Origin of the sequence: Steroidobacter sp. (assembly GCF_036406195.1) — a bacterium.
In the GTDB taxonomy this organism is placed as follows: domain Bacteria; phylum Pseudomonadota; class Gammaproteobacteria; order Steroidobacterales; family Steroidobacteraceae; genus Steroidobacter.
Genome location: NZ_DASWVW010000034.1, coordinates 1 through 20,751 on the forward strand (window position 1 = coordinate 1; position 20,751 = coordinate 20,751).

19 protein-coding genes and 1 pseudogene are annotated in these 20,751 nt (G+C 62.4%); 3 read left to right on the forward strand and 17 right to left on the reverse strand.

Annotation, left to right across the window (positions count from 1 at the left end; genetic code table 11):
• The 12 genes and pseudogenes from VGE08_RS26390 to mraZ all read right to left on the reverse strand — a co-directional run.
• A pseudogene (locus VGE08_RS26390) lies at positions 1 to 101 on the reverse strand (D-alanine--D-alanine ligase); the annotation flags it as partial.
• A 13-nt stretch (positions 102 to 114) separates the two neighbouring features.
• Positions 115 to 1,500 (reverse strand): UDP-N-acetylmuramate--L-alanine ligase, encoded by a 1,386-nt coding sequence (gene murC, locus VGE08_RS16300; RefSeq protein WP_331068975.1) that lies wholly within the window; start codon positions 1,498 to 1,500, stop codon positions 115 to 117.
• Positions 1,497 to 2,573 (reverse strand): undecaprenyldiphospho-muramoylpentapeptide beta-N-acetylglucosaminyltransferase, encoded by a 1,077-nt coding sequence (murG, locus tag VGE08_RS16305; RefSeq protein ID WP_331068976.1) that lies wholly within the window; start codon positions 2,571 to 2,573, stop codon positions 1,497 to 1,499. The genes murC and murG overlap by 4 nt, the downstream gene beginning before the upstream one ends.
• Positions 2,570 to 3,778 (reverse strand): putative lipid II flippase FtsW, encoded by a 1,209-nt coding sequence (gene ftsW, locus VGE08_RS16310; RefSeq protein ID WP_331068977.1) that lies wholly within the window; start codon positions 3,776 to 3,778, stop codon positions 2,570 to 2,572. The genes murG and ftsW overlap by 4 nt, the downstream gene beginning before the upstream one ends.
• Positions 3,775 to 5,409 (reverse strand): UDP-N-acetylmuramoyl-L-alanine--D-glutamate ligase, encoded by a 1,635-nt coding sequence (murD, locus tag VGE08_RS16315; protein ID WP_414717503.1) that lies wholly within the window; start codon positions 5,407 to 5,409, stop codon positions 3,775 to 3,777. The genes ftsW and murD overlap by 4 nt, the downstream gene beginning before the upstream one ends.
• A 146-nt stretch (positions 5,410 to 5,555) precedes the next feature.
• On the reverse strand, positions 5,556 to 6,725 hold the full coding sequence (gene mraY, locus VGE08_RS16320; RefSeq protein ID WP_331068979.1) for a phospho-N-acetylmuramoyl-pentapeptide-transferase: 1,170 nt from the start codon (positions 6,723 to 6,725) through the stop codon (positions 5,556 to 5,558).
• Position 6,726: 1 nt separating this feature from the next.
• On the reverse strand, positions 6,727 to 8,103 hold the full coding sequence (locus tag VGE08_RS16325) for a UDP-N-acetylmuramoyl-tripeptide--D-alanyl-D-alanine ligase (RefSeq protein WP_349258720.1): 1,377 nt from the start codon (positions 8,101 to 8,103) through the stop codon (positions 6,727 to 6,729).
• Positions 8,103 to 9,617, reverse strand: a complete 1,515-nt coding sequence (locus tag VGE08_RS16330; RefSeq protein WP_331068981.1) for a UDP-N-acetylmuramoyl-L-alanyl-D-glutamate--2,6-diaminopimelate ligase — start codon at positions 9,615 to 9,617, stop codon at positions 8,103 to 8,105. Before VGE08_RS16330 ends, VGE08_RS16325 begins: the two co-directional genes overlap by 1 nt.
• A 17-nt stretch (positions 9,618 to 9,634) precedes the next feature.
• The gene (locus VGE08_RS16335) at positions 9,635 to 11,392 is read right to left on the reverse strand and encodes a penicillin-binding protein 2 (protein ID WP_331068982.1); all 1,758 of its coding nucleotides are present in this window, start codon (positions 11,390 to 11,392) and stop codon (positions 9,635 to 9,637) included.
• Positions 11,392 to 11,664 (reverse strand): cell division protein FtsL, encoded by a 273-nt coding sequence (gene ftsL / locus VGE08_RS16340; protein WP_331068983.1) that lies wholly within the window; start codon positions 11,662 to 11,664, stop codon positions 11,392 to 11,394. The genes VGE08_RS16335 and ftsL overlap by 1 nt, the downstream gene beginning before the upstream one ends.
• On the reverse strand, positions 11,661 to 12,629 hold the full coding sequence (gene rsmH / locus VGE08_RS16345; RefSeq protein ID WP_331068984.1) for a 16S rRNA (cytosine(1402)-N(4))-methyltransferase RsmH: 969 nt from the start codon (positions 12,627 to 12,629) through the stop codon (positions 11,661 to 11,663). The genes ftsL and rsmH overlap by 4 nt, the downstream gene beginning before the upstream one ends.
• A gap of 9 nt (positions 12,630 to 12,638) precedes the next feature.
• Positions 12,639 to 13,067, reverse strand: a complete 429-nt coding sequence (mraZ, locus tag VGE08_RS16350; RefSeq protein ID WP_349258721.1) for a division/cell wall cluster transcriptional repressor MraZ — start codon at positions 13,065 to 13,067, stop codon at positions 12,639 to 12,641.
• Here mraZ and VGE08_RS16355 point away from each other — a divergent pair.
• The gene (locus tag VGE08_RS16355) at positions 13,006 to 13,461 is read left to right on the forward strand and encodes a hypothetical protein (protein WP_331068986.1); all 456 of its coding nucleotides are present in this window, start codon (positions 13,006 to 13,008) and stop codon (positions 13,459 to 13,461) included. The two genes, mraZ and VGE08_RS16355, sit on opposite strands and share 62 nt — an antisense overlap.
• 169 nt (positions 13,462 to 13,630) lie before the next feature.
• Here VGE08_RS16355 and frdD read toward each other — a convergent pair whose 3' ends face one another.
• From frdD to frdA, 4 genes are read right to left on the reverse strand one after another with little or no spacing between them, the layout of a single operon-like run.
• On the reverse strand, positions 13,631 to 13,987 hold the full coding sequence (gene frdD / locus VGE08_RS16360; protein WP_331068987.1) for a fumarate reductase subunit FrdD: 357 nt from the start codon (positions 13,985 to 13,987) through the stop codon (positions 13,631 to 13,633).
• Positions 13,984 to 14,397, reverse strand: a complete 414-nt coding sequence (locus VGE08_RS16365; RefSeq protein ID WP_331068988.1) for a hypothetical protein — start codon at positions 14,395 to 14,397, stop codon at positions 13,984 to 13,986. Before VGE08_RS16365 ends, frdD begins: the two co-directional genes overlap by 4 nt.
• Entirely contained in the window at positions 14,394 to 15,149 is a 756-nt protein-coding gene (locus VGE08_RS16370; protein WP_331068989.1) for a succinate dehydrogenase/fumarate reductase iron-sulfur subunit, read from the reverse strand. Before VGE08_RS16370 ends, VGE08_RS16365 begins: the two co-directional genes overlap by 4 nt.
• A complete protein-coding gene (gene frdA, locus VGE08_RS16375) occupies positions 15,142 to 16,926 on the reverse strand; it encodes a fumarate reductase (quinol) flavoprotein subunit (RefSeq protein WP_331068990.1) in 1,785 nt (594 codons plus the stop codon). The genes VGE08_RS16370 and frdA overlap by 8 nt, the downstream gene beginning before the upstream one ends.
• Positions 16,927 to 17,253: 327 nt before the next feature.
• Between frdA and VGE08_RS16380 the strand changes: the two genes are divergently transcribed.
• Both VGE08_RS16380 and VGE08_RS16385 read left to right on the forward strand, forming a co-directional pair.
• Positions 17,254 to 18,135, forward strand: a complete 882-nt coding sequence (locus tag VGE08_RS16380) for a DMT family transporter (protein WP_076603468.1) — start codon at positions 17,254 to 17,256, stop codon at positions 18,133 to 18,135.
• A 156-nt stretch (positions 18,136 to 18,291) separates the two neighbouring features.
• Complete coding sequence (locus tag VGE08_RS16385; RefSeq protein ID WP_088179632.1) at positions 18,292 to 19,662, forward strand: dicarboxylate/amino acid:cation symporter; 1,371 nt, start codon at positions 18,292 to 18,294, stop codon at positions 19,660 to 19,662.
• 103 nt (positions 19,663 to 19,765) lie between these two features.
• Here VGE08_RS16385 and VGE08_RS16390 read toward each other — a convergent pair.
• Positions 19,766 to 20,751, reverse strand: a 986-nt coding sequence (locus tag VGE08_RS16390) for a hypothetical protein (protein ID WP_331068991.1), incomplete at its 5' end; no start/stop codon positions are given.

The following is a 20,751-nucleotide window of genomic DNA, read 5'->3' on the forward strand; positions in this document are numbered from 1 at the left end:
ACGCCATTGCCGGACATCAGCGATACTTCTCGCTCGGCGGACCGGCCGCCGAACAGCACACCGACTTTTCCAAACTCTTTTTTCAGATCCGTTGCACTCATCTTCAATCCTGCTTCAGCTCGACTGAGCCAGTTTTCCCGGCACGCCGCTGATCGAACCTGCGCCCATGGTGATGACGACGTCACCATCCTTGGCCATGTCCATGATCGTTGCCGGCATGTCGGCAATGTTTTCTACAAATATCGGTTCCACCTTGCCAAGAACGCGCAAGGCGTGCGCCAGTGCACGCCCGTCGGCAGCCACGATCGGCTGCTCGCCGGCCGGATAGACCTCCGCCAGCACCAGCGCGTCGACGGTGGACATCACCTTCACAAAGTCCTCGAACAGGTCGCGTGTGCGCGTAAAGCGATGCGGCTGGAACGCCAGCACAATGCGCCGACCCGCATAGGCGCCACGCGCGGCCGAAATCGTTGCGGCCATTTCCACGGGATGGTGACCATAATCGTCAACCAGCGTGAATGCGCCACCGGACGGCAGCTTGATGTCGCCATAGCGGGTGAAACGGCGACCGACGCCATTGAACTCGCGCAGCGCCTTCTGGGTTGCCGCGTCGCTGACACCGAGTTCGCGCGCAATGGCGATTGCGGCACACGCGTTCTGCACGTTGTGCATGCCAGGCTGGTTCAGGTGCACCGTCAGCGGCGGGTATTCATCCTGAATCACGGTGAATTCCATATGCGTATCGACGGACCTGGCGTCAATCGCCCGGACCTGTGCATCCGGATGGAAGCCATAGGTCAGGACCGGCTTGGAGATGAACGGCATGATTTCGCGTACGCTCGGATCGTCGATGCACAACATCGCGACCCCATAAAACGGCAGGCGCTGCGTGAACTCGACGAATGCCTGCTTCAGCTTTGCAAAGCTGTGGTCGTACGTTTCCATGTGGTCGGCATCGATGTTGGTGATGACCTCGATGCACGGCGACAGGTTGAGGAACGATGCATCCGATTCATCGGCTTCGGCCACAATGAAGTCGCCCGCGCCCAGTTTGGCATTCGCGCCTGCGCTGTTGAGGCGGCCGCCGATCACGAAGGTCGGATCGAGTCCGCCTTCGGCGAGCACGCTTGCGACCAGGCTGGTGGTCGTCGTTTTGCCGTGCGTGCCCGCAATGGCGATGCCCTGCTTCAGGCGCATCAGTTCCCCAAGCATGATGGCGCGCGGCACGATCGGGATGTGTTTGGCGCGGGCGGCAATCACTTCGGGATTGTCACCTTTCACTGCAGTCGAGGTCACGACCGCATCGGCACCCTGGATGTTGTCCGCGGCATGACCGAGCATCACTTTTGCCCCTAGCTCGGCAAGGCGTTGCGTGGCCGCATTGCTGCTGATGTCCGAGCCGGACACCGTGTAGCCGAGGTTGAGCAGCACTTCGGCAATCCCGCTCATGCCGGACCCGCCAATGCCAACAAAGTGGATGTTTTTGACTTTATGTTTCATGCCTGATTCGCTAATTCTTCTAGTACGTTTGCGATTGCTTCATTCGCCTGGCGCCTCCCGATGCTGCGCGCCGCTTCTGCCATCGTCCTGCATTCGTCACGGGTAAGCGATTGCAATAACTGCGCCAGCCGCTCGGGATGCAGGTCCGTCTGCGGCAGGTGGATCGCTGCTTTCTGCGTTGCCATCCACTGCGCGTTGTCCCGCTGATGCGACGTCGTTGATGCAACCAACGGTACCAGCACGCTTGCCACGCCGGCGGCAGTCAGTTCCGACACCGTGATCGCACCCGCGCGGCAGATCACCAGATCGGCCTCCGCGTAACGGCGCGGCATATCGTCGATGAAGTCCACGACTTCCGCCTGCACGCGCGCCTCCCGGTATGCCGCGCGCAATACGTCGATGTGCTGCTTGCCCGACTGATGCGTGACAACCGGACGCTCGGATTCGGGGATGCGGGCCAGTGCCGCAGGCAATGATTCGTTCAACACGCGGGCACCGAGGCTGCCGCCGACCACCAGCAGGCGTAACGGTCCCGTGCGCGCGGCATAGCGCTCTGCCGGCGGCGGCACGTCGATAATCTCCTGGCGTACCGGATTGCCGGTGACGAGCGCCTTTTCTGCAGCGCTGCCGAAATCTGCGGGAAAACCGAACAAGACGCGCGTCGCCATCGGCGCCAGTGTCTTGTTCGACAGCAGCAATGCCGCATCGGCGTTGACCAATACCAGTGGTACGCCCCGCAGCCGGGCTGCGACGCCGCCCGGCACCGTGATGTAGCCGCCCATGCCGAGCACGATGTCCGGCTTGCGCCGCCCAACGATTCCGACGCATTTCGCGAATCCGGCGAACATCCGCAGTACGCCGCGCACGGTATGCATCAGGCCCTTGCCGCGCACGCCGGCAAAGTCGATCGAATCCATTTCGATCCGATGCTTCGGCACAATGTCGCGCTCCATGCCATGCATGGTGCCCAGCCAGGTCACCTGCCAGCCGCGCTCCTGCATCGTGCGCGCAATGGCGAGTCCGGGAAAGATATGTCCGCCGGTGCCCGCTGCCATGATCAGGAGCCGTTTCATATCCGACCTCCGCGCATGAGCACTCTGTTCTCATAATCAATTCGCAAGAGGATCGCGAGTCCGATGCAGTTGATCACCACACCGGAGCCGCCGTAGCTCATCAGCGGCAAGGTGAGCCCCTTGGTAGGCAGCAGCCCGAGATTCACGCCCATATTGATGAATGCCTGCACGCCTATCCAGATGCCGATGCCTTTTGCGGCGAGCCCGGCAAACGTCAGGTCCATTGCAATTGCCTGGCGACCGATGTCAAACGAGCGCTTCACGATCCAGTAGAACATCGCGACGACCACGAGCACGCCAACAAAACCAAGTTCCTCGCCGATGACGGCCAGAAGGAAGTCCGTATGCGCTTCCGGAAGGTAGTGCAGCTTTTCCACGCTGCCACCGAGGCCCACGCCAAACAGCTCCCCGCGACCGAACGCAATCAGCGAATGCGACAGCTGATAGGCCTTTCCGAGCGCGTTCTCTTCAACCCAGGGATTCAGATACGCGAAAATCCGCTCGCGCCGCCACGGCGACAGCAGGATCACCATGCTGAAGATTCCCACCAGCGTCAGGCCGATACCGCCGAACCAGACGCCGTTGACACCGCCAAGGAACAGGATGCCCATTGCGATGCAGACGATCACACCGAATGCGCCGAGGTCAGGTTCGAGCAGCAACAGCAGGCCGACAAAACCGATCGCCACCGTCATCGGCAGGAAGCCCTTCGTCAGCTTGTGCATGTACTCCTGTTTGCGCACCGTGTAATCGGCTGCGTACAGGACGACGAACAGCTTCATCAGCTCGGACGGCTGCAGGTTGAATACCTTGAACGAAAGCCAGCGCCGCGCGCCATTGACGCCTTTACCGATTCCGGGAACCAGTACCAAAACCAGTAATATCAGCGTGGCGACAAACAGGTACGGCGCCCAGCGCTGCCATGTCGCCACCGGCACGCGGAAAGCGATCAGACCGAAGAACAAGGCAGCCCCGATGAAGATCGCCTGGCGCACGAGAAAATGCGAATTCTTATAGTTGGCATACTTCGGCGAATCCGGCAGCGCGATGGAGGCGGAGTACACCATCACCATTCCAAACAGCATGAGCAGCACGACCACCCACACCAGCGGCTGGTCGTACTCCATCATTTTCGAGCGTTGCACGATGCCCGGAAGGGGTGCCTGGGTCGACGATGCACCGAAGGACGGAAACGCGAACTTCATGCAATCACCTCACCACGCGAGAGTGCGACTTCGCGCACGGCCGCAACGAACACTTCTGCACGGTGTGCGTAGTTCCTGAACATGTCGAGGCTGGCGCATGCCGGTGATAACAGCACCGCATCGCCGGGGTGCGCCAGTTCGGACGCGTTCTGCACTGCCGATTCCAGCGTTGTGCAGTCGACGAGTTCGACTCCGGATTGTTCGATGGCTGTCCGGATCGCTGGTGCATCCTTGCCGATCAGCAGGACGGCACGAACATACTTGGCGATCGGTTCGGCCAGCGGCGAGAAATCCTGCCCCTTTCCGTCGCCGCCGGCGATCAGCACCAGGCGGCTCCCGCCCCCCTGTGTCGCGCCAAGACCTTTCAATGCGGCGACAGTTGCGCCCACATTGGTTCCCTTGCTGTCGTCGTAATAGTCGACGCCGCCGATAGTCGCGACGGGTTCGACCCGGTGTGGTTCACCGCGGTATTCGCGCAGGCCATGCAAGAGCGGCGCAAGCGACAGGCCGATCGAACGGCACAATCCAAGCGCTGCCAACGCATTGACGGCGTTATGCTGCCCGCGGATCTTGAGTGCGTCCACCGGCATCAAACGCTTGAGTTGCACCTCGACCTCGACGTTGCCTTTCTTGCGGCGGCGCTTTTCCCCTTCTTCCGCCGGGAGCGCGACGGCGAGCCATTGCATGCCGTTGTCATCCACCAGACCGAGGCAGTCCGGTTGCGCAGGCTCGTCGATGCCGAAACTGATATTGGTTGCGAGCGGCGCCGACATCTGCATCACGCGCTGGTCATCGCGATTGAGCAGGCGGATCGTCCCGGGGCCGAAAATCCGCGCCTTGTCCGCCGCGTAGGCGTCCATGTCGCCATGCCAGTCGAGATGATCCTGCGTGATATTCAGCACCGTCGCGACATCTGCCTGCAGACTATACGTAGTATGGAGCTGGAAGCTCGACAGTTCGAGCACCCATGCCTGCGGCAGATCATCGTTGTCCAGTGCATTGCGCAAGACATCCAGCGCCGCCGGACTGATATTGCCGGCGACGACGGTCTTGAGTCCGGCGCGGCGGCAGAGCAGACATGTCAGGCTGGTGACGGTCGTCTTGCCATTGGTGCCGGTAATGGCAATCACCTTCGGTGCGTACTGACGTGCGCTGCGCAGCGCGGTGAGCGCCTGCGCGAACAGTTCGATCTCTCCCCAGAGAGGAATGCTCCTTTCCTGCGCCGCAGGAAGGAGGTCGGCCAGTTCACGTGCGGGGGCGAGGCCCGGGCTGACCGCGACAAAGTCGACGCCGTCCAGCAGTGCCGCGTCAAACGGACCGCCAATGAACTCCGCGTCGGACACGGTCTCGCGCAATGCGGGCAGACGCTCCGGCTCTGGGCGCGTGTCGGCGATGCGCAGGGCGACGCCCCAACGCGCCAGCCATCTGGCCATCGCCAGGCCGGATTCGCCAAGGCCCAGCACCAAGGCGCGCTTGCCGGCGTAGGCAAGACACTCCTCCATGCTGCGGGCCGGCTCCGCCATCGGCGCCTCGACAGCTTGTTCGATCGCTGTACCGGCTGCCTCGGACTCGGCTGGCAATGCATCCTCGTGCATCTCCTCATCGGCAAGTTCTTTGTCGGCAGTCGCCATCTCTACGACCGTGGCGGCAGGTGTATCCTCTGGCGGCGCAGCGGCGGCCGGGACGGAAAGCGCGTCCGCGACAGCGCCGCTCGCGGCGTCGTCCTGCACGTCGTTCTTCATGTCCTCGTTCACTTTGTTTTCCGCGCCGTTTTCCATTACCGCAGTTTCAATGTAGAGAGTCCGAACAGCACCAGCATCATCGTGATGATCCAGAAGCGCACCACGACCTTGGTTTCCTTCCATCCCTTCTGCTCGAAGTGATGATGCAGGGGCGCCATCAGCAAGATGCGCCGGCCGACGCCGAAGCGCTTCTTTGTGTATTTGAAGTAGCCGACCTGGAGCATCACGGACAGCGTTTCAACCACGAAGATGCCGCCCATGATGAACAGGACGATCTCCTGTCGCACGATGACTGCGATCGTGCCAAGCGCGCCACCGAGTGCCAGCGCGCCGACATCGCCCATGAACACCTGCGCGGGATGTGCGTTGAACCAGAGGAAGGCCAGTCCGGCACCAGCCATCGCGCCGCAGAAGATCAGCAGTTCTGCCGCGCCGGGGATGTACGGAATAAACAGGTACTTTGAATACACTGCGCTGCCGGTCAGGTACGCAATCAGGCCCAGGGCCGAACCCACCATCACGGTCGGCATGATTGCCAGGCCGTCGAGGCCATCGGTCAGATTCACGGCGTTGCTGGTGCCGACGATGACAAAGTAGGTCAGTGCGATGAAACCCCACACGCCGAGCGGATAGCTGATGGTCTTGAAGAAGGGCACGATCAGGTCGGCTTTCGGCGGCAGATCCATGCTGAAGCCCGACTGCACCCACGCCATGAAGAGCTCCCAGACCTTGGTGTTGGTCGGTGCGGACACGGAGAAGGCGAGATACAGTGCGGCGACGATGCCGATCAGCGACTGCCAGAAGTATTTTTCGCGCGACGACATGCCTTCCGGGTTCTTGTAGACGACCTTGCGGTAGTCGTCCACCCAACCGATCGCGCCGTAACCCAGGGTCACGACCAGCACCACCCAGACGAAGCGATTGCTCCAGTCGGACCAGAGCAGCGTAGAGATGCCGATCGCCAGCAGAATCAGCGCACCGCCCATGGTCGGTGTACCAGTCTTGATAAGGTGCGTCTGCGGCCCGTCGGTACGGACCGCCTGGCCGACCTTCAGGCGCGTCAGCATGCGAATCATTGCCGGACCGGCAATCAGACCGATCACCAGCGCCGTCAGTGTCGCGAAGACCGCCCTGAACGTGATGAAGTTGAAGACCCGCAGCGGACCGAGGTCTTGTTGAAAATATTGGGCTAGCCAGAGCAGCATGTCAGTGTGATCCCTGTCCTTGATCTTGTGTTTGATTGACGAGATGCTGGACGATGCGCTCCATCTTCATGAAGCGCGAGCCCTTCACCAACGCCGTCGTGCCGGCGGTGATCATTGCCTCGGCTGCCTGGTTGATCGAATCGATATCGTCGAAGTGCGTCGCGCCCTTGCCGAACGCGTTACTTGCATGTTTCGCCAGCGTGCCGAGCGTCAGAAGGTGCTCGATGCCGGAGTCACGGGCATAGTTGCCGACTTCGACATGGAACTGAGGACCTTCGTCGCCCACTTCTCCCATATCGCCAAGAACCAGTACGCGCGGCGACGATGCATGCGACAGCACATCGATCGCGGCCCGTACCGAATCCGGATTGGCGTTATAGGTATCGTCGATCACCAGGGCGCCGCTCTTTGCCGTCTTGCGCTGCAGCCGACCGTTGACCGGCGCGAATGCTTCGAGTCCGCGGATGACCGCCTCTTCGGGCACGCCGATCGCGAGCGCGCATGCCGTCGCGGCGAGTGCATTGCGTACGTTGTGCACGCCTGCGGCAGAGAGTTTCGCCTGGAAATGTTTCCCACCGGCAGTTATGGACAGATCACTGCCGAAATCGTTCACCTGGAATGTGCAGGTGACGTCTGCATCGTTCGACAACCCGAAGGTCATCACCTTGCGCTGACCAGCATAGCTGCGCCACAAACTGGTAAAAGGATCATCGGCCGGAAAGACAGCCACGCCGTCGGCGGGCAGTCCCTGGATCACGCAGCCGTTTTCTTTCGCGACGGCCTCCACGCTTTCCATGAATTCCTGGTGCTCGCGTTGTGCATTGTTGACCAGGCCCACCGTCGGCAATGCGACTGCGGTGATATCAGCGATCTCCCCCGGATGATTCATCCCGAGTTCGACCACCGCCGCTTTCATCGAAGAGGTCAGCCGAAAAACCGTCAGCGGCACGCCGATGTCATTGTTCAGGTTGCCACGCGTGGCGAGGATCTGATCCGGGCCATATGCGGCCGACAGAATGGACGCCACCATTTCCTTGACGGTCGTCTTGCCATTGCTGCCGGTCACACCAATCACCGGAATCGCAAATTTCTTGCGCCAGAAGGTGCCGATCTCGCGCAACGCGACCCGGGTATCGGGCACCACAAGCGCCGGAACCGACAAACCGTCCGGGATCCGCTCCACCACCACGGCGGCCGCGCCCCTGGCGGCGACATCGTTCAGGAAATCATGCGCATCGAAACGCTCGCCGCGCAGGGCGACGAACAAATTACCAATAGACACCTGGCGGCTGTCGGTCGACACGCCGTCGAATCCTGCATCTGCCGTCACTGCGGCACGCGAAATCCATGGCTGCAATTGCGCCAATGATGATTTCATCAAATCGTCCCCTTCATTGTTGCCCGTGCAGCCAGCGCCAGCGCAGCATGGTCTGCATCCAGAAATGGCAATTTCTTGCCTTTTATTTCCTGATACGGTTCGTGGCCCTTACCTGCCAGCAGAACCACATCGTTTCTCCCTGCATGCCGGATCGCCCACAGAATCGCGGCGGCGCGGTCTTCAATCACCTGTGGCGCGTTCTTCGCCAGACGCTCGGCGTCGATGCCTTCGACGATCTGCGCCAGGATCGATGCCGGCTCCTCGCTGCGCGGATTGTCACTCGTCACGATGATGTGATCGGCAGCCTGGGCAACCTTCCCCATCTGCGGGCGCTTGCCCGGATCGCGATCGCCGCCACAACCGAAGACGCACCACAACTGCCCTGCACGCTGTTGCGCAACCTGCCGCAACGCCCACAATGTTTTGTCCAGCGCGTCTGGTGTGTGCGCGTAATCAATGACCACGAGCGGCGCTTCCTGCCCGCCGAGTTGCTCCATTCGGCCAGGTACGGCGGTCAGCGACTCGGCCGCATCGATTGCGGCCTTGAGTTCCGTCCCCTTGGCCAGCAGCACGCCGATGACACCAAGGACATTGCTGACGTTGAACTGCCCGACAAGCTGCGTTTTCACCTGGGCCGAAGCGGCCGGCGTTTCGAGACGGAAGACGGTGCCGCCGTGGCTGCTGCGGATATCGTCGGCCCGGAGGATCTGCACTCCGGAGGCCCGACGACCGGCAACGGTATAGCCGGTAATCGGCAGCGCCGGGCGCGTCTCCTGCAAGTGTGCAATCATGCGCAGGCCCGCATCATCGTCCAGATTGATGACTGCATGCTTCAACCCCGGCCAATCGAACAGGATTCTCTTGGAGGCCTCGTAGGCTTCCATGCTTCCGTGGTAATCGAGATGGTCGCGCGTGAGATTGGTGAACACCGCGACGTCGAAGTGCATCCCATCCATCCTGCCCTGCTCCAGGCCAATCGACGACGCTTCGATCGCGAGCGCCTGTGCACCAATATTGCGAAGTTGCGCCAGCTTGCGCTGCAACAGCACCGCGTCCGGCGTGGTGAACCCCGTCGTGCTGAAACCGCCATGGTTACCGCTGCGGTACAAGCCGACGCCGAGCGTACCGATCACGGCGGACGGCATGCCGAGACGCGACAGCGCCTTGCCAATCCACTGGGTGCAGGACGTCTTGCCGTTCGTGCCGGTAACGCCGACGCTGAACATCGCACGGTCAGGCTGGCCATAGTAGGCGCAGGCGAGCGCGCCGGACATTGCTTTCAGCCCTTGCACCGCCACATGCGGAACATGCCACTGCGGATCCCATGTGAAGTTGGCGGCTTCGTGAACGACAGCCTTCGCGCCGGCTTCGATTGCCTGTGCAATGTACTTTCTCCCGTCCGAGGCGGCGCCCGGGAAGGCAATGAACACGTCGCCGTGCGAGACACTGCGCGAGTCGGAGGACAGATGCGCGTTCGGCACGGTCGCTTGCAGCCATGCGAGAACATCGGTCATGGTCGGAGTCGCTGTCATCACATGCTCTCCTCAACCGGGTTGGTTGGCACGATGATGTCGGTGACGGTCGAATCTGGCGACACGTTCAGCGCGCGCAACGCCTTTTCGACGGCCGCCGAGAACACCGGCGCCGCAACCTGGCCACCGTAATGGAATCCGTTCGACGGTTCGTCAACCATGACGGCGACAATGATCCGCGGATCCGACACCGGAGCGAAGCCGACGAAGGACGACACATACTTGTTGGCGTACTGGCCGTTCACCAGTTTGTGCGCGGTCCCCGTCTTGCCGGCGACGCGGTAGCCCGGCACCTGTGCCTTCGGCGCGGTGCCATCGGGGCCGGCGGCCATTTCCAGCATTTCGCGCACGTCGCGGGCGGTTTTCTCGGAGAGAACGCGCTGCCCGATCGGCCGGTCGCCGGCCTTCCGCAGCGTCAGCGGAATGATGTCGCCGTCGCGGGCGAAGATCATGTACGAATGCGCAACCTGAATGAGCGAGGTCGAGATGCCGTGTCCGTAGCTCATGGTGGCCTGTTCGATCGGCTTCCACGACTTGTGCGGACGCACGCGGCCAGCGACTGCCCCAGGGAAGCCGAGCTTGGGCGCCTGGCCGAAGCCCACCGTGGTAAACATGTCCCACATCTGCTGCGGCTGCAGTTGCAACGCCAGTTTCGCGGTACCGACATTGGACGACTTCTGGAGCACGCCCTGAACGGTCAGCACGCCGTGCGGGTGCGCGTCGCCGATGGACGCCCGCCCGATCGTGAGCCGGCCGGGGGCGGTCTGGATGTTCGTCTGCGGCGTAACCAGGCGGTTCTCCAGCGCCAGCGCAATCGGGAACGGCTTGAGCGTGGATCCCGGCTCGAAGGTATCCGTCATCACCCGGTTGCGCAGCTGCGCGCCGGTCAGCTTGGAACGGTCATTCGGGTTGTACGTGGGCAGGTTCACCAGCGCCAGCACCTCGCCGGTTTTCACATCGAGGATCACCATCGCCGCTGCCTTCGCCTTGTGCTTCTCGACGGCTTCCCTCAGGCTCGAGTAGGCGATGTACTGCAGCTTGCGGTCGATCGACAGGGCGAGGTCCTTGCCGTCGTGCGGCAGGCGGACCGATTCGATATCCTCGACGATGCGGCCGAGGCGATCCTTGATGACGCGGCGACTGCCGTTGACGCCAGCGAGGTTGCTCTGGAACGCGAGTTCCATGCCTTCCTGGCCGATGTCCTCGACGTTGGTGAACCCGACCACGTGAGCCATGACCTCGCCATCCGGGTAGTAGCGCTTGTACTCCCGGCGCATGCCGATGCCGGGGATGTTGAGCGCGCCAACCTTGTCGGTAACATCCTGCTCGACCTGGCGTTTCAAGTAGACAAAGGTGCGATCGGAGTCGAGCTTCTTGCGCAGCTCCTTCTCGCTCATGTCGAGCAGCTTCGCCAGCTCGCGGAGTTTTTCGTCCGGCGCCTCCAGGACGTCCTCGGGAATGGCCCAGACCGCCTTGACCGGCAACGATGACGCCAGCACCTGGCCGTTACGGTCCGTGATCTTGCCACGCGTGGCGGGAAGCTCGATCGTGCGCGCGTAGCGGGATGCGCCTTGCTTTTGCAGGAATTCAGTGGAAATTCCTTGCAGCCAGAGCGCACGACCCGCCAGTGCGGCGAACCCGGCAAACAGGAGAAACAGCACGACGCGCGAACGCCAGGTCGGCAGTTTGAGCGCAAGCACCGGGCTGGCACTGAACTGCACGCCCTTTCCGGCGGCGGTACGTGAGGCGACGCGCATCAGTTCGCCCCCATGGTCAAGTACTGCGTGCGGGCGGGCGTGACCGGAACCATCCCGAGGTCGCGGCGCGCATTCGTCTCGATACGGGCATGTTTGGCAAGTGTCGACTGGTCGAGCTGCAATTGCGACCATTCGATCTCGAGCTGCCTTGCTGCAGCCTGCGCGCGCTCGAGTTCGATGAACAGGCGACGCGCCTGGTACTGGGCATTCACGAGCAACAGCGCGCATGCGACGAGCGCGACGGTGAGAATGAAATTGATGCGCCCGCTCATGCGGCACCTCTCGCCTGCGGCGCAATGCGCTCGGCGACGCGCATGATCGCCGAGCGCGCGCGGGGATTCGCGGCGACTTCGGCATCTGACGGTTTCATCCTGGCCAGCAGTGTCAGTTCCGGTTGCGGCAGATCGACCGCACGGATCGGCAGGCGACGGTCAGGCTGCGGCGCATTGGCTTTGGCAGCCATGAAGCGCTTGACGATGCGATCTTCCAATGAATGAAAGCTGATCACAGCCAATCTCCCGTGCGGGGCCAGTTTTTCAAATGCGGCGTTCAGTCCTACTTCAAGTTCTTCAAGCTCTTTATTGATGTAAATCCGGATAGCCTGAAATGTGCGAGTGGCCGGATCTTTGCCCTTCTCGCGGGTTTTGACGGCGTGTGCCACGATCTCGGCAAGCTGTCGTGTGCCTGAAATTGGTTCGACTGCCCGGCGAGCAACAATCGCCTTTGCAATCTGAAAAGCAAACCGTTCTTCCCCATAATCGCGTATGACCTTTCCTATCGTCTGTTCCGTCTCGGTTGCGAGCCACTCCGCTGCCGACATCCCGCGCGTCGTATCCATGCGCATGTCCAGCGGACCGTCCAGTCGAAAGCTGAAACCACGCCCCGCTTCATCGACCTGCGGTGACGAGATTCCCAAATCCAGCAAAATTCCATCCACTTGCGCGATCCCGCGCGACGCCAGCGCCTCGGCCATCGTCGCGAAACTGTCATGAACGATTTCGAATCGCGCATCCGAAATCGTCCGCGCGGTCGCAATTGCCTGCGGATCCTTGTCGAATGCAATCAGGCGCCCCTGCGCCCCAAGTCGCTCCAGGATCCGACGGCTATGACCGCCACGGCCGAACGTGCCATCGATGTACACGCCATTGGCACGCGCACCATCGATCGCCAGCGCCTCGACCGCCTCTTCCAGCAGCACCGTGCGATGCTGCAATTCCGGCACCGCTTCTGAATTCATCACGGGCCGTTAAAAAGAAAAATTACTCAATGCGTCCGGCATCCCGTTCGCCACGGCCTGCGCCTCGTTCTCCGCGAGCTTCTCGGCATCCCAGATCTCGAAGTGGCTGCCCATGCCGAGCAGCATCACGTCGCGAGTCAAGCCAACGGCGGAACGGAGTTCGGGGGAAATCAGGATGCGACCGGCACTATCCATGTCGACGTCCGATGCATTGCCCAGGAAAATTCGCTGCCAGGCACGTGCCGACATTGGCCACGCGGCAATTTGTTCGCGGTGCTGCTCCCAGACCGGACGCGGGAAGAACAACAGACAACCATGCGGGTGCTTGGTCAGCGTGACGCGGCCTTCGCACTGAAGCGACAAGGCGTCGCGATGCTTGGCCGGAATCGTCATCCGTCCTTTGGCATCGAGACTCAGTGCTGACGCGCCCTGGAACACCCTGATTACCCTCGTGGTTGTCGTTATTAGTAATGTTTTTGAATCGTTTTATTTGCGAGGTTTTGGGATTTCGCCCCACAAAACTACACTTTTTCACACTGTCGCCCACTTTAGAGGATGCTTTATTTGCGGTCAAGTAATATTCGGCAACAAAAATGCGATTTTTCTCAATGAAGTCAATGACTTAGCGCGTTTCGTTAGAGCAAGTCATCGAATGAATGTTCAAAAAAATGAAGGACTTATCGCACACAGTGAAGGTGATGTCTCAGCTATTTACATGTGTTTGCGCAGCCGGGGAAATTCGGCGCAAAGCCGCACCAGTGTTGCGATTCGGCGTTTGACGCTGTTCTCGCCGGAATCGTTCCGCAAGGAAATCGGCCAGGGGATGGCGTGAGGGGTGGCAAATGGCGCGCTGCTTACTAGGCGCAGGAATGACGCCAGCTGCCGGCTGGCCAGCAGACAAGCAAAGAGAAACCCCGTTGCCGTGAAAGGAACACGGTAACGGGGTTTTCAGCAGGGAAGATTGCGAATGGAAACGCTACGGCCGGGAAAAGCGCTCCATGTCAGAAGCCGATCGCGAGGACGCCATAGACAGCCAGCGCCGATCCGATAAACGCCGTGCCATAACAGGCCAGTTTTGATGCCAAGCTGGGATGGATGCCGAAGTCGTGCAGGGTCTTGAAGATCCGATGGGCGGCGTGCCACAGGAACAGGATGACGATCGCCAGGATGAACAGCTTGCCGATGATGTTCTGCGAAAACGCGAGCATCCGCGGATAGCTCATCATGTCCGGCGGCAGGAACAGCCCGAGCGGTACGAGAATGCCGGTCACGAGGATCAGTGCCGGCCCGGTCAGCGCCGAGAGCATCCCGCCGGCGCCAAACAATGCCCAGAAAATGGGGGCGTTCGATCGTTTCATGGTTTCATGCTCCACGCAATGGCCAGCAACACAATCGTGACCACAACGGCGGCAATGATCCCGGCCGTTGTAATGACATGCCCTTCAACACGCTTTCCGCCTGAATACACGGGTGGCATGGTCTTGGGCATGATGTCGAACCAGCTCCAGGTGTGATACACCATGATCACCAGCGCGGCGACGTGCAGCAGGATGGACAAAGGATGCTTCAGCACGCTCAGCCAGCAGTCGTATGCCGCCTCGCCGCCGGCCAGCGCCAGCACCCCGGCCAGGAGCACGAAGGCGTACGCCGCCACAATCACTGCTGTCGCCTCGCGCATCATGTAGCGCACAAAGAACGGATTCTTGCGCCACCAGCCCGCCATCGGACGCACATAGGGCCGGCGGGCATCGCCTTGGATGTCGCTCATTTGCTGCCTCCCTTGGGACGCACGAGATTCCGGAAGAAGTCCTTCGCGCTGTTGATCTTGTTGAGATTCACGGCATTGGCCGGATCGACACCCTTCGGGCAGACTTCGGAACAGTAACCGACCGCGGTGCAGTTCCAGACACCCTCTTCCGCACTGACGATTTCCATGCGCTGCTCCTGGCCGCCATCCCGGTTATCCGAGTTGTAGCGATGCAGCAGTGCCAGCACACCCGGCCCCATGAATTCGCTGTTCATCCCGTACTGCGGGCAGGCGGCATAGCACAGCATGCAGTTGATACAGGAACTGTACTGCTCGTACTTGTCGCGCTCCGCCGGCGTCTGCAGGTACTCGCCCTGATCGAGGCGGCGCACTTCCTTGGCAATGATGTACGGTTTGATGCTCTCCAGCTTGCCGATGAAGTCATCGACCCGCACCACGAGATCCCGCTCGATCGGGAAGTGATTGAGCGGTTCGACGCGCAGCTTGTTCGGATAGAACTCCCGCAAGAAGGTGTGGCAGGACAGCTCCGGCTTGCCATTGATCATCATGCCGCAGCTGCCGCAGATCGCCATCCGACAGGACCAGCGATAGCTCAACGTACTGTCGAGCTCATCCTTGATGTACTGCAAGCCCTGCAGTACCGACATGTCGTCCGTGAAGGGAACGGAATACGTCTGAAAGAACGGTTCCTGGTCCTGCTCGGGCCGATAGCGCAGCACCTCGATGTCGATCACCCTTTGCTTGTCAGCCATGGGACGCCTCCTTGCTTTCCGCCGCTTCGCCGGCGGCACCGTATGCGCGAACGGCGGGTTGCGACTTGGTGATCTTCACATCGCTGTAACCGATGTTTGGCGCTTCGGCGCCCGCATAGGTCGCGAGCGTGTGCTTGAGGAAGTTGACATCGTCGCGCTCCTCGAAGCCGTCCAGCCGCTGGTGCGCTCCGCGCGATTCCTTGCGGTTGAGGGCCGAATAGGCCATCGCCTGCGCCACATCCAGCTGGAAGCCGAGTTCGATCGCCTGCAGCCAGTCGGTGTTCCAGACGCTCGACGTGTCCTCGACCTTCACCCGCTGATAGCGCAGCTTGAGTTCATCGATCTTGTCGCAGGTTTCCTGCATTTCCTTGCCGATACGGTAAATGCCGCAGCCGCGTTCCATGGACAGCGCCATCTCCTTGCGCAGCACCGAGATGCGCTCGCTGCCGTCGTCCCGCTTGACCAGCGCCAGTGCACGCTCCCTGGCGGCCAGCGCCTGCTTTTCGATCGTCCCGCCTGCGCTGAAGGACACGGTACGTGCGAATGTTGCCGCTTCGTCACCGGCCACCTTCCCGAATACGCACAGCTCCGCGAGCGAATTCGAGCCGAGGCGATTAGCGCCATGGATGCCGACGCTGGAGCACTCGCCGATGGCATACAGGCCGGGCAGCGGCGCTTCGGTCCTGCCGTTGACCATGATGCCGCCCATCGTGTAATGGATGGCCGGGCGTACCGGGATCGGCTCCACGACGGGATCGATGTTCATGAAACGCTCCGCCAGTTCACAGATGAGCGGCAGACGTTCATGCAACTTCTTTGCGCCGAGGTGGCGCAGGTCGAGCAGCACCGCGCTGCCCTGCGGCGTGCTGACCGTGTTGCCCTTGCGGTCCTCATGCCAGAACGCCTGCGAAAGCCGGTCGCGCGGGCCGAGTTCCATCGCCTTCTTGCGCGGCCACGGATCCGGCGGACCGAGACCATAATCCTGCAGGTAGCGATAGCCGTCCTTGTTAACGAGGATGCCGCCCTCGCCACGGCAGGCCTCGGTAAACAAGAGGCCGGTGCCCGGCATCGCGGTGGGATGGTATTGCACGAACTCCATGTCGCGCAGCGGCACGCCGTGGCGGAACGCCATGGCCATGCCGTCGCCGGTGACGATGCCGCCGTTGGTGTTCTCGCGGAACACGCGCCCGGCGCCGCCGGTGGCGAGGATCACCGCGTTGGCCTGGATCAGCGTGAAGCGGCGCGAGGCGATGTCGACGACCACGACGCCCTGCACGCGGCCGTCCTCGACGATCAGGTCGAGGCAGAAATGCTCGTCGAAGCGCCGGATCGACGGGTACTTGATCGAGGTCTGGAACAGGGTGTGCAGCATGTGGAAGCCGGTCTTGTCGGCGGCGAACCACGTGCGCTCGATCTTCATGCCGCCGAAGGCGCGCACGTTGATGTGGCCGTCCTCCTTGCGGCTCCACGGACAGCCCCAGTGCTCGAGCTGCACCATCTCCTCGGTGCAACGCGCGACGAAGTCCTCGACCACGTCCTGCTCGCACAGCCAGTCGCCACCGGCGACGGTGTCGTGGAAGTGGTGCTCGAGGCTGTCGTGGGCCTGCACGACGCCGGCCGATCCGCCCTCCGCGGCCACGGTATGGCTGCGCATCGGGTAGACCTTGGAGACCAGCGCAATCTTCAGCGACGGGTCCGACTCGGCGGCCGCGATCGCGGCCCGCAGGCCGGCTCCGCCCGCACCGACGATGGCGACGTCTGCCTTCCAGGCATCCATGACGCTTTCCTCCTTTCGGCGGGCCCGGCAATGCCCCGGGCCACGGAAGACCGGCTCCTGCGACCGAAAGGAAATCGACCCTCATTTCGGGCGCGGAAACGACACTATTCTTCTTATATACCAACGTCACCGACAGAACTATGACGTTGTGCAATCCAGTGTAACTCCCGCTGCGCGCCCCCACAACGCCGCGATGCGAGCCGGGCCTGACGGCATGCGAGAAAATTCATCAAGCGCCAACCTGGTGACGACGCGCACGCATCAACGTGCATGTAAGATGGAATCCTTCCGCCCTGCCGGGCCCGCACCGCACGTTCCCGACACGCCATGGCCGCTCTCCATCCCCGCCTGACTGCTGTAGCCCCGCTCCTCTTCGTCCTGCTGTGGAGCACCGGCTTCATCGGCGCGAAATTCGGCCTGCCCTTTGCGGCACCGCTGACCTTCCTGAGCACCCGCTACGTGCTGGTCATCACGCTGATGGGCGCACTGGCATTCGCTATGCGCGCGCCCTGGCCGCGCGACTGGCGCCAGGTCATGCACATCGGGGTGGCCGGCCTGCTGGTGCAGGCAACCTACCTCGGCGGGGTGTTCATGTCGATCGACCGCGGCCTGCCCGCCGGAGTCTCCGCCCTGGTGGTCGGCATGCAGCCGCTGCTGACGGCGCTCGGCGCCGGCTGGCTGCTGGGCGAGCGGGTCACGCCGCGCCAATGGACGGGGCTCGTGCTGGGCTTCGTGGGCGTCACGCTGGTGGTGAGCAACAAGGTTGCGGTCGGCGTGTCGGCGGCGGAGCTGGGCTGGAAGCTTGCACCGGCGCTCGCGGCGCTGGCGGGGATCACCGCCGGCACGCTGTACCAGAAGCGTTTCTGCCCGAGCTTCGACCTGCGCACCGGTTCGGTCGTGCAGTTCATCCCCAGCCTGCTCGTCACCGCCTTCATCGCCAGCCGCACCGAGCCCCTGCACGTCGACTGGAGCGGGCAATTCGTCTTCGCGCTGCTGTGGCTCGTGCTGGTGCTCTCGCTCGGCGCGATCAGCCTGCTCAATCTGCTGATCCGCAGCGGCAGCGCGGTGAACGTGGCCAGCCTGTTCTACCTGACGCCGCCGACGACGGCGCTGATGGCCTGGCTGCTGTTCGGCGAGACCCTCTCCGGCCTCGCGCTCGCCGGCATGGTCGTCGCCGTGCTGGGGGTATGGCTCGCACGCAAGGCCTGAGGCCTCCGATCCGCGCCGCGTTTCCCGCGCATTCGCCATCTGCCGCATACCCCTCATCCGCATAGGTGATATCCACAATGCGGAAGTTCACACTGCCCATGATCGCCCTCGGTCGAAATAATCGCGGCCACGCAGTCAATAACCGAGGAGAGGGATTTGGCAAAGAAACCGTTTTACACGTCGCTGTACTTTCAGGTCATCGTCGCGATCGTGATCGGCGTGCTGCTGGGGCACTTCTACCCCCAGACCGGCGCCGCGATGAAGCCGCTGGGTGACGGCTTCATCAAGCTGATCAAGATGATCATCGCCCCGATCATCTTCTGTACCGTCGTCGTCGGCATCGCCGGCATGGAGGACATGAAGAAGGTCGGCAAAACCGGCGGCTTCGCGCTGATGTACTTCGAGGTCGTCAGCACGATCGCGCTGATCGTCGGCCTCGTGATCGTCAACGTCGTCAAGCCGGGGGCCGGCATGAACATCGACGTGTCGACGCTGGATACGAAGGCGATCGCCGCCTACACCGATCCGTCGAAGATGCAGAGCACGACGGAATTCCTCCTGCACGTGATCCCGACGACCGTCGTCGACGCCTTCGCGAAGGGCGAGATCCTGCAGGTGCTGCTGTTCTCGGTGCTGTTCGGCTTCGCGCTGCACAAGTTCGGCGGCCGCGGCACGCTGGTGTTCGACTTCATCGAGAAGTTCTCGCACGTGCTGTTCGGCATCGTCGGCTACATCATGAAGGTCGCCCCGATCGGCGCCTTCGGCGCGATGGCCTTCACGATCGGCAAGCACGGCGTCGGCGCGCTGGCGCAGCTGGGCATGCTGATGGCGACCTTCTACCTGACCTGCCTCGTCTTCATCTTCGGCGTGCTGGGCACGATCGCACGCGTGCACGGCTTCTCGGTGGTCAAGCTGATCCGCTACATCAAGGAAGAGCTGCTGATCGTGCTGGGCACCTCGTCGTCGGAATCGGCCCTGCCGCGTCTGATGGCGAAGATGGAGAACCTCGGCTGCAAGAAGTCGACGGTCGGCCTGGTGGTCCCGACGGGCTACTCGTTCAACCTCGACGGTACCTCGATCTACCTGACGATGGCGGCCGTGTTCATCGCCCAGGCGACCAACACCCCGCTGGACATCACGCAGCAGCTCACCCTGCTCGCGGTGCTGCTGCTGACCTCGAAGGGCGCCGCCGGCATCACCGGCAGCGGCTTCATCGTGCTCGCCGCGACGCTGTCGGCGGTGGGCGGCGTGCCGGTGGCGGGCCTGGCGCTGATCCTCGGCATCGACCGCTTCATGTCGGAAGCGCGTGCGCTGACCAACCTGATCGGCAACAGCGTGGCGACCGTGGTCGTCGCGAAGTGGTGCAAGGACGTCGACATGAAGGTGCTCAACAGCCACCTCAACAACGAGACCGTCGAAGAAGCCAACGATCCCGAGGACGTGCTCGACCTGCAGGACGCGCACATGGACGTGCGCCCGGCGGTCGCCCGGATGGAGCCGCAGCTGGCAGTGCCCGCCCGCGCGTAAGCACGCCGCCTTCGGCTGCAGGAAGCAAATCGGCCCGCCAGCAGATGCTGGCGGGCCGATTTTTTTGCCGCGTGGGGCCGGCAACCGCCGCCCCCGGTGTGCGTCAGCCGGGCAACAACACGCCGGCGTTGCGGATCGCCTTCTGGTACTCGGCCGTCGATTCGTCGATCGTCTTCAGCGCACTGTCGAGTTCGTTGCGTTTCGCCTGGGCGTCGGCATCCGCGCGCAACTTGGCGGCGCGGTCGAGCGTGCCCTTGAGCTGCGCCTCGCGGGCGCTGCCGTTCGGCACCAGCATCGGGATCAGCAAGCGGTAGGTCTCGTTGCGGTCCTGCTCGTAACGGTATTCGTCGCCCTTGCTGTCGAACTGCAGCGTACGCACGAGCGTCTCGCCGCCGCGCAGGCGCTCGATCTGGACCTTGGTGCGCAGATAGGCGTGATCGAGGATCGCACGGCCGCGGCGCGCATTTTCGGCTACCGCTGCATCGGCATCCGCCATCAGTTTGTCGACCACCTTCACCTCGCTCCGCCCCTTGTCGTCGCTCTTTTCCTCGGCGATGCGCGCCAGCGCGTCGCGCAGGGCCTTGGTGGACTCCTTGCGCGCCGTGTACTCCTTGAGCTCGCGCGGGTCCGCGGCCGCCGCGGGCGCGGCAGGCTTGGCCGCCGCAGCCGCCGGCTTCACCAGTTCGGCGATGGACAGTTTGGCGCCGAGGTAGGCGTCTTCGAGCAGCAGGCGCGCATCGAGGAGCTTGCCGTCGGCCGCAGCGGCTTCGGCCTGCTTGATCTTCGCTTCGTTGTCCTGCACGACGCGCGAATTGTCCACCGTGCGCTGCTCGCCGACGCGCTTGAGCGCCTTATTGAGCTCCCTGGTGCTTTCGAGCTTGCTCGCGAAGTCGCTTTTCATCCGCGCTTCCTCGGCAGCCACCACGCGGGCCGACTGTACGTCCGCGAACACGTCGGCCGTTCCGAGAAAGCCCGCGCCCGCGATCAACGCGGCACCGAGGGCGAATTTCGATCCGTTCTTCATGCATTTCCCCTTGTTTTGCGTATTCCGGTGCATTGCCTTCCCCGCTTCCAGCCTCCCGTGGCTTC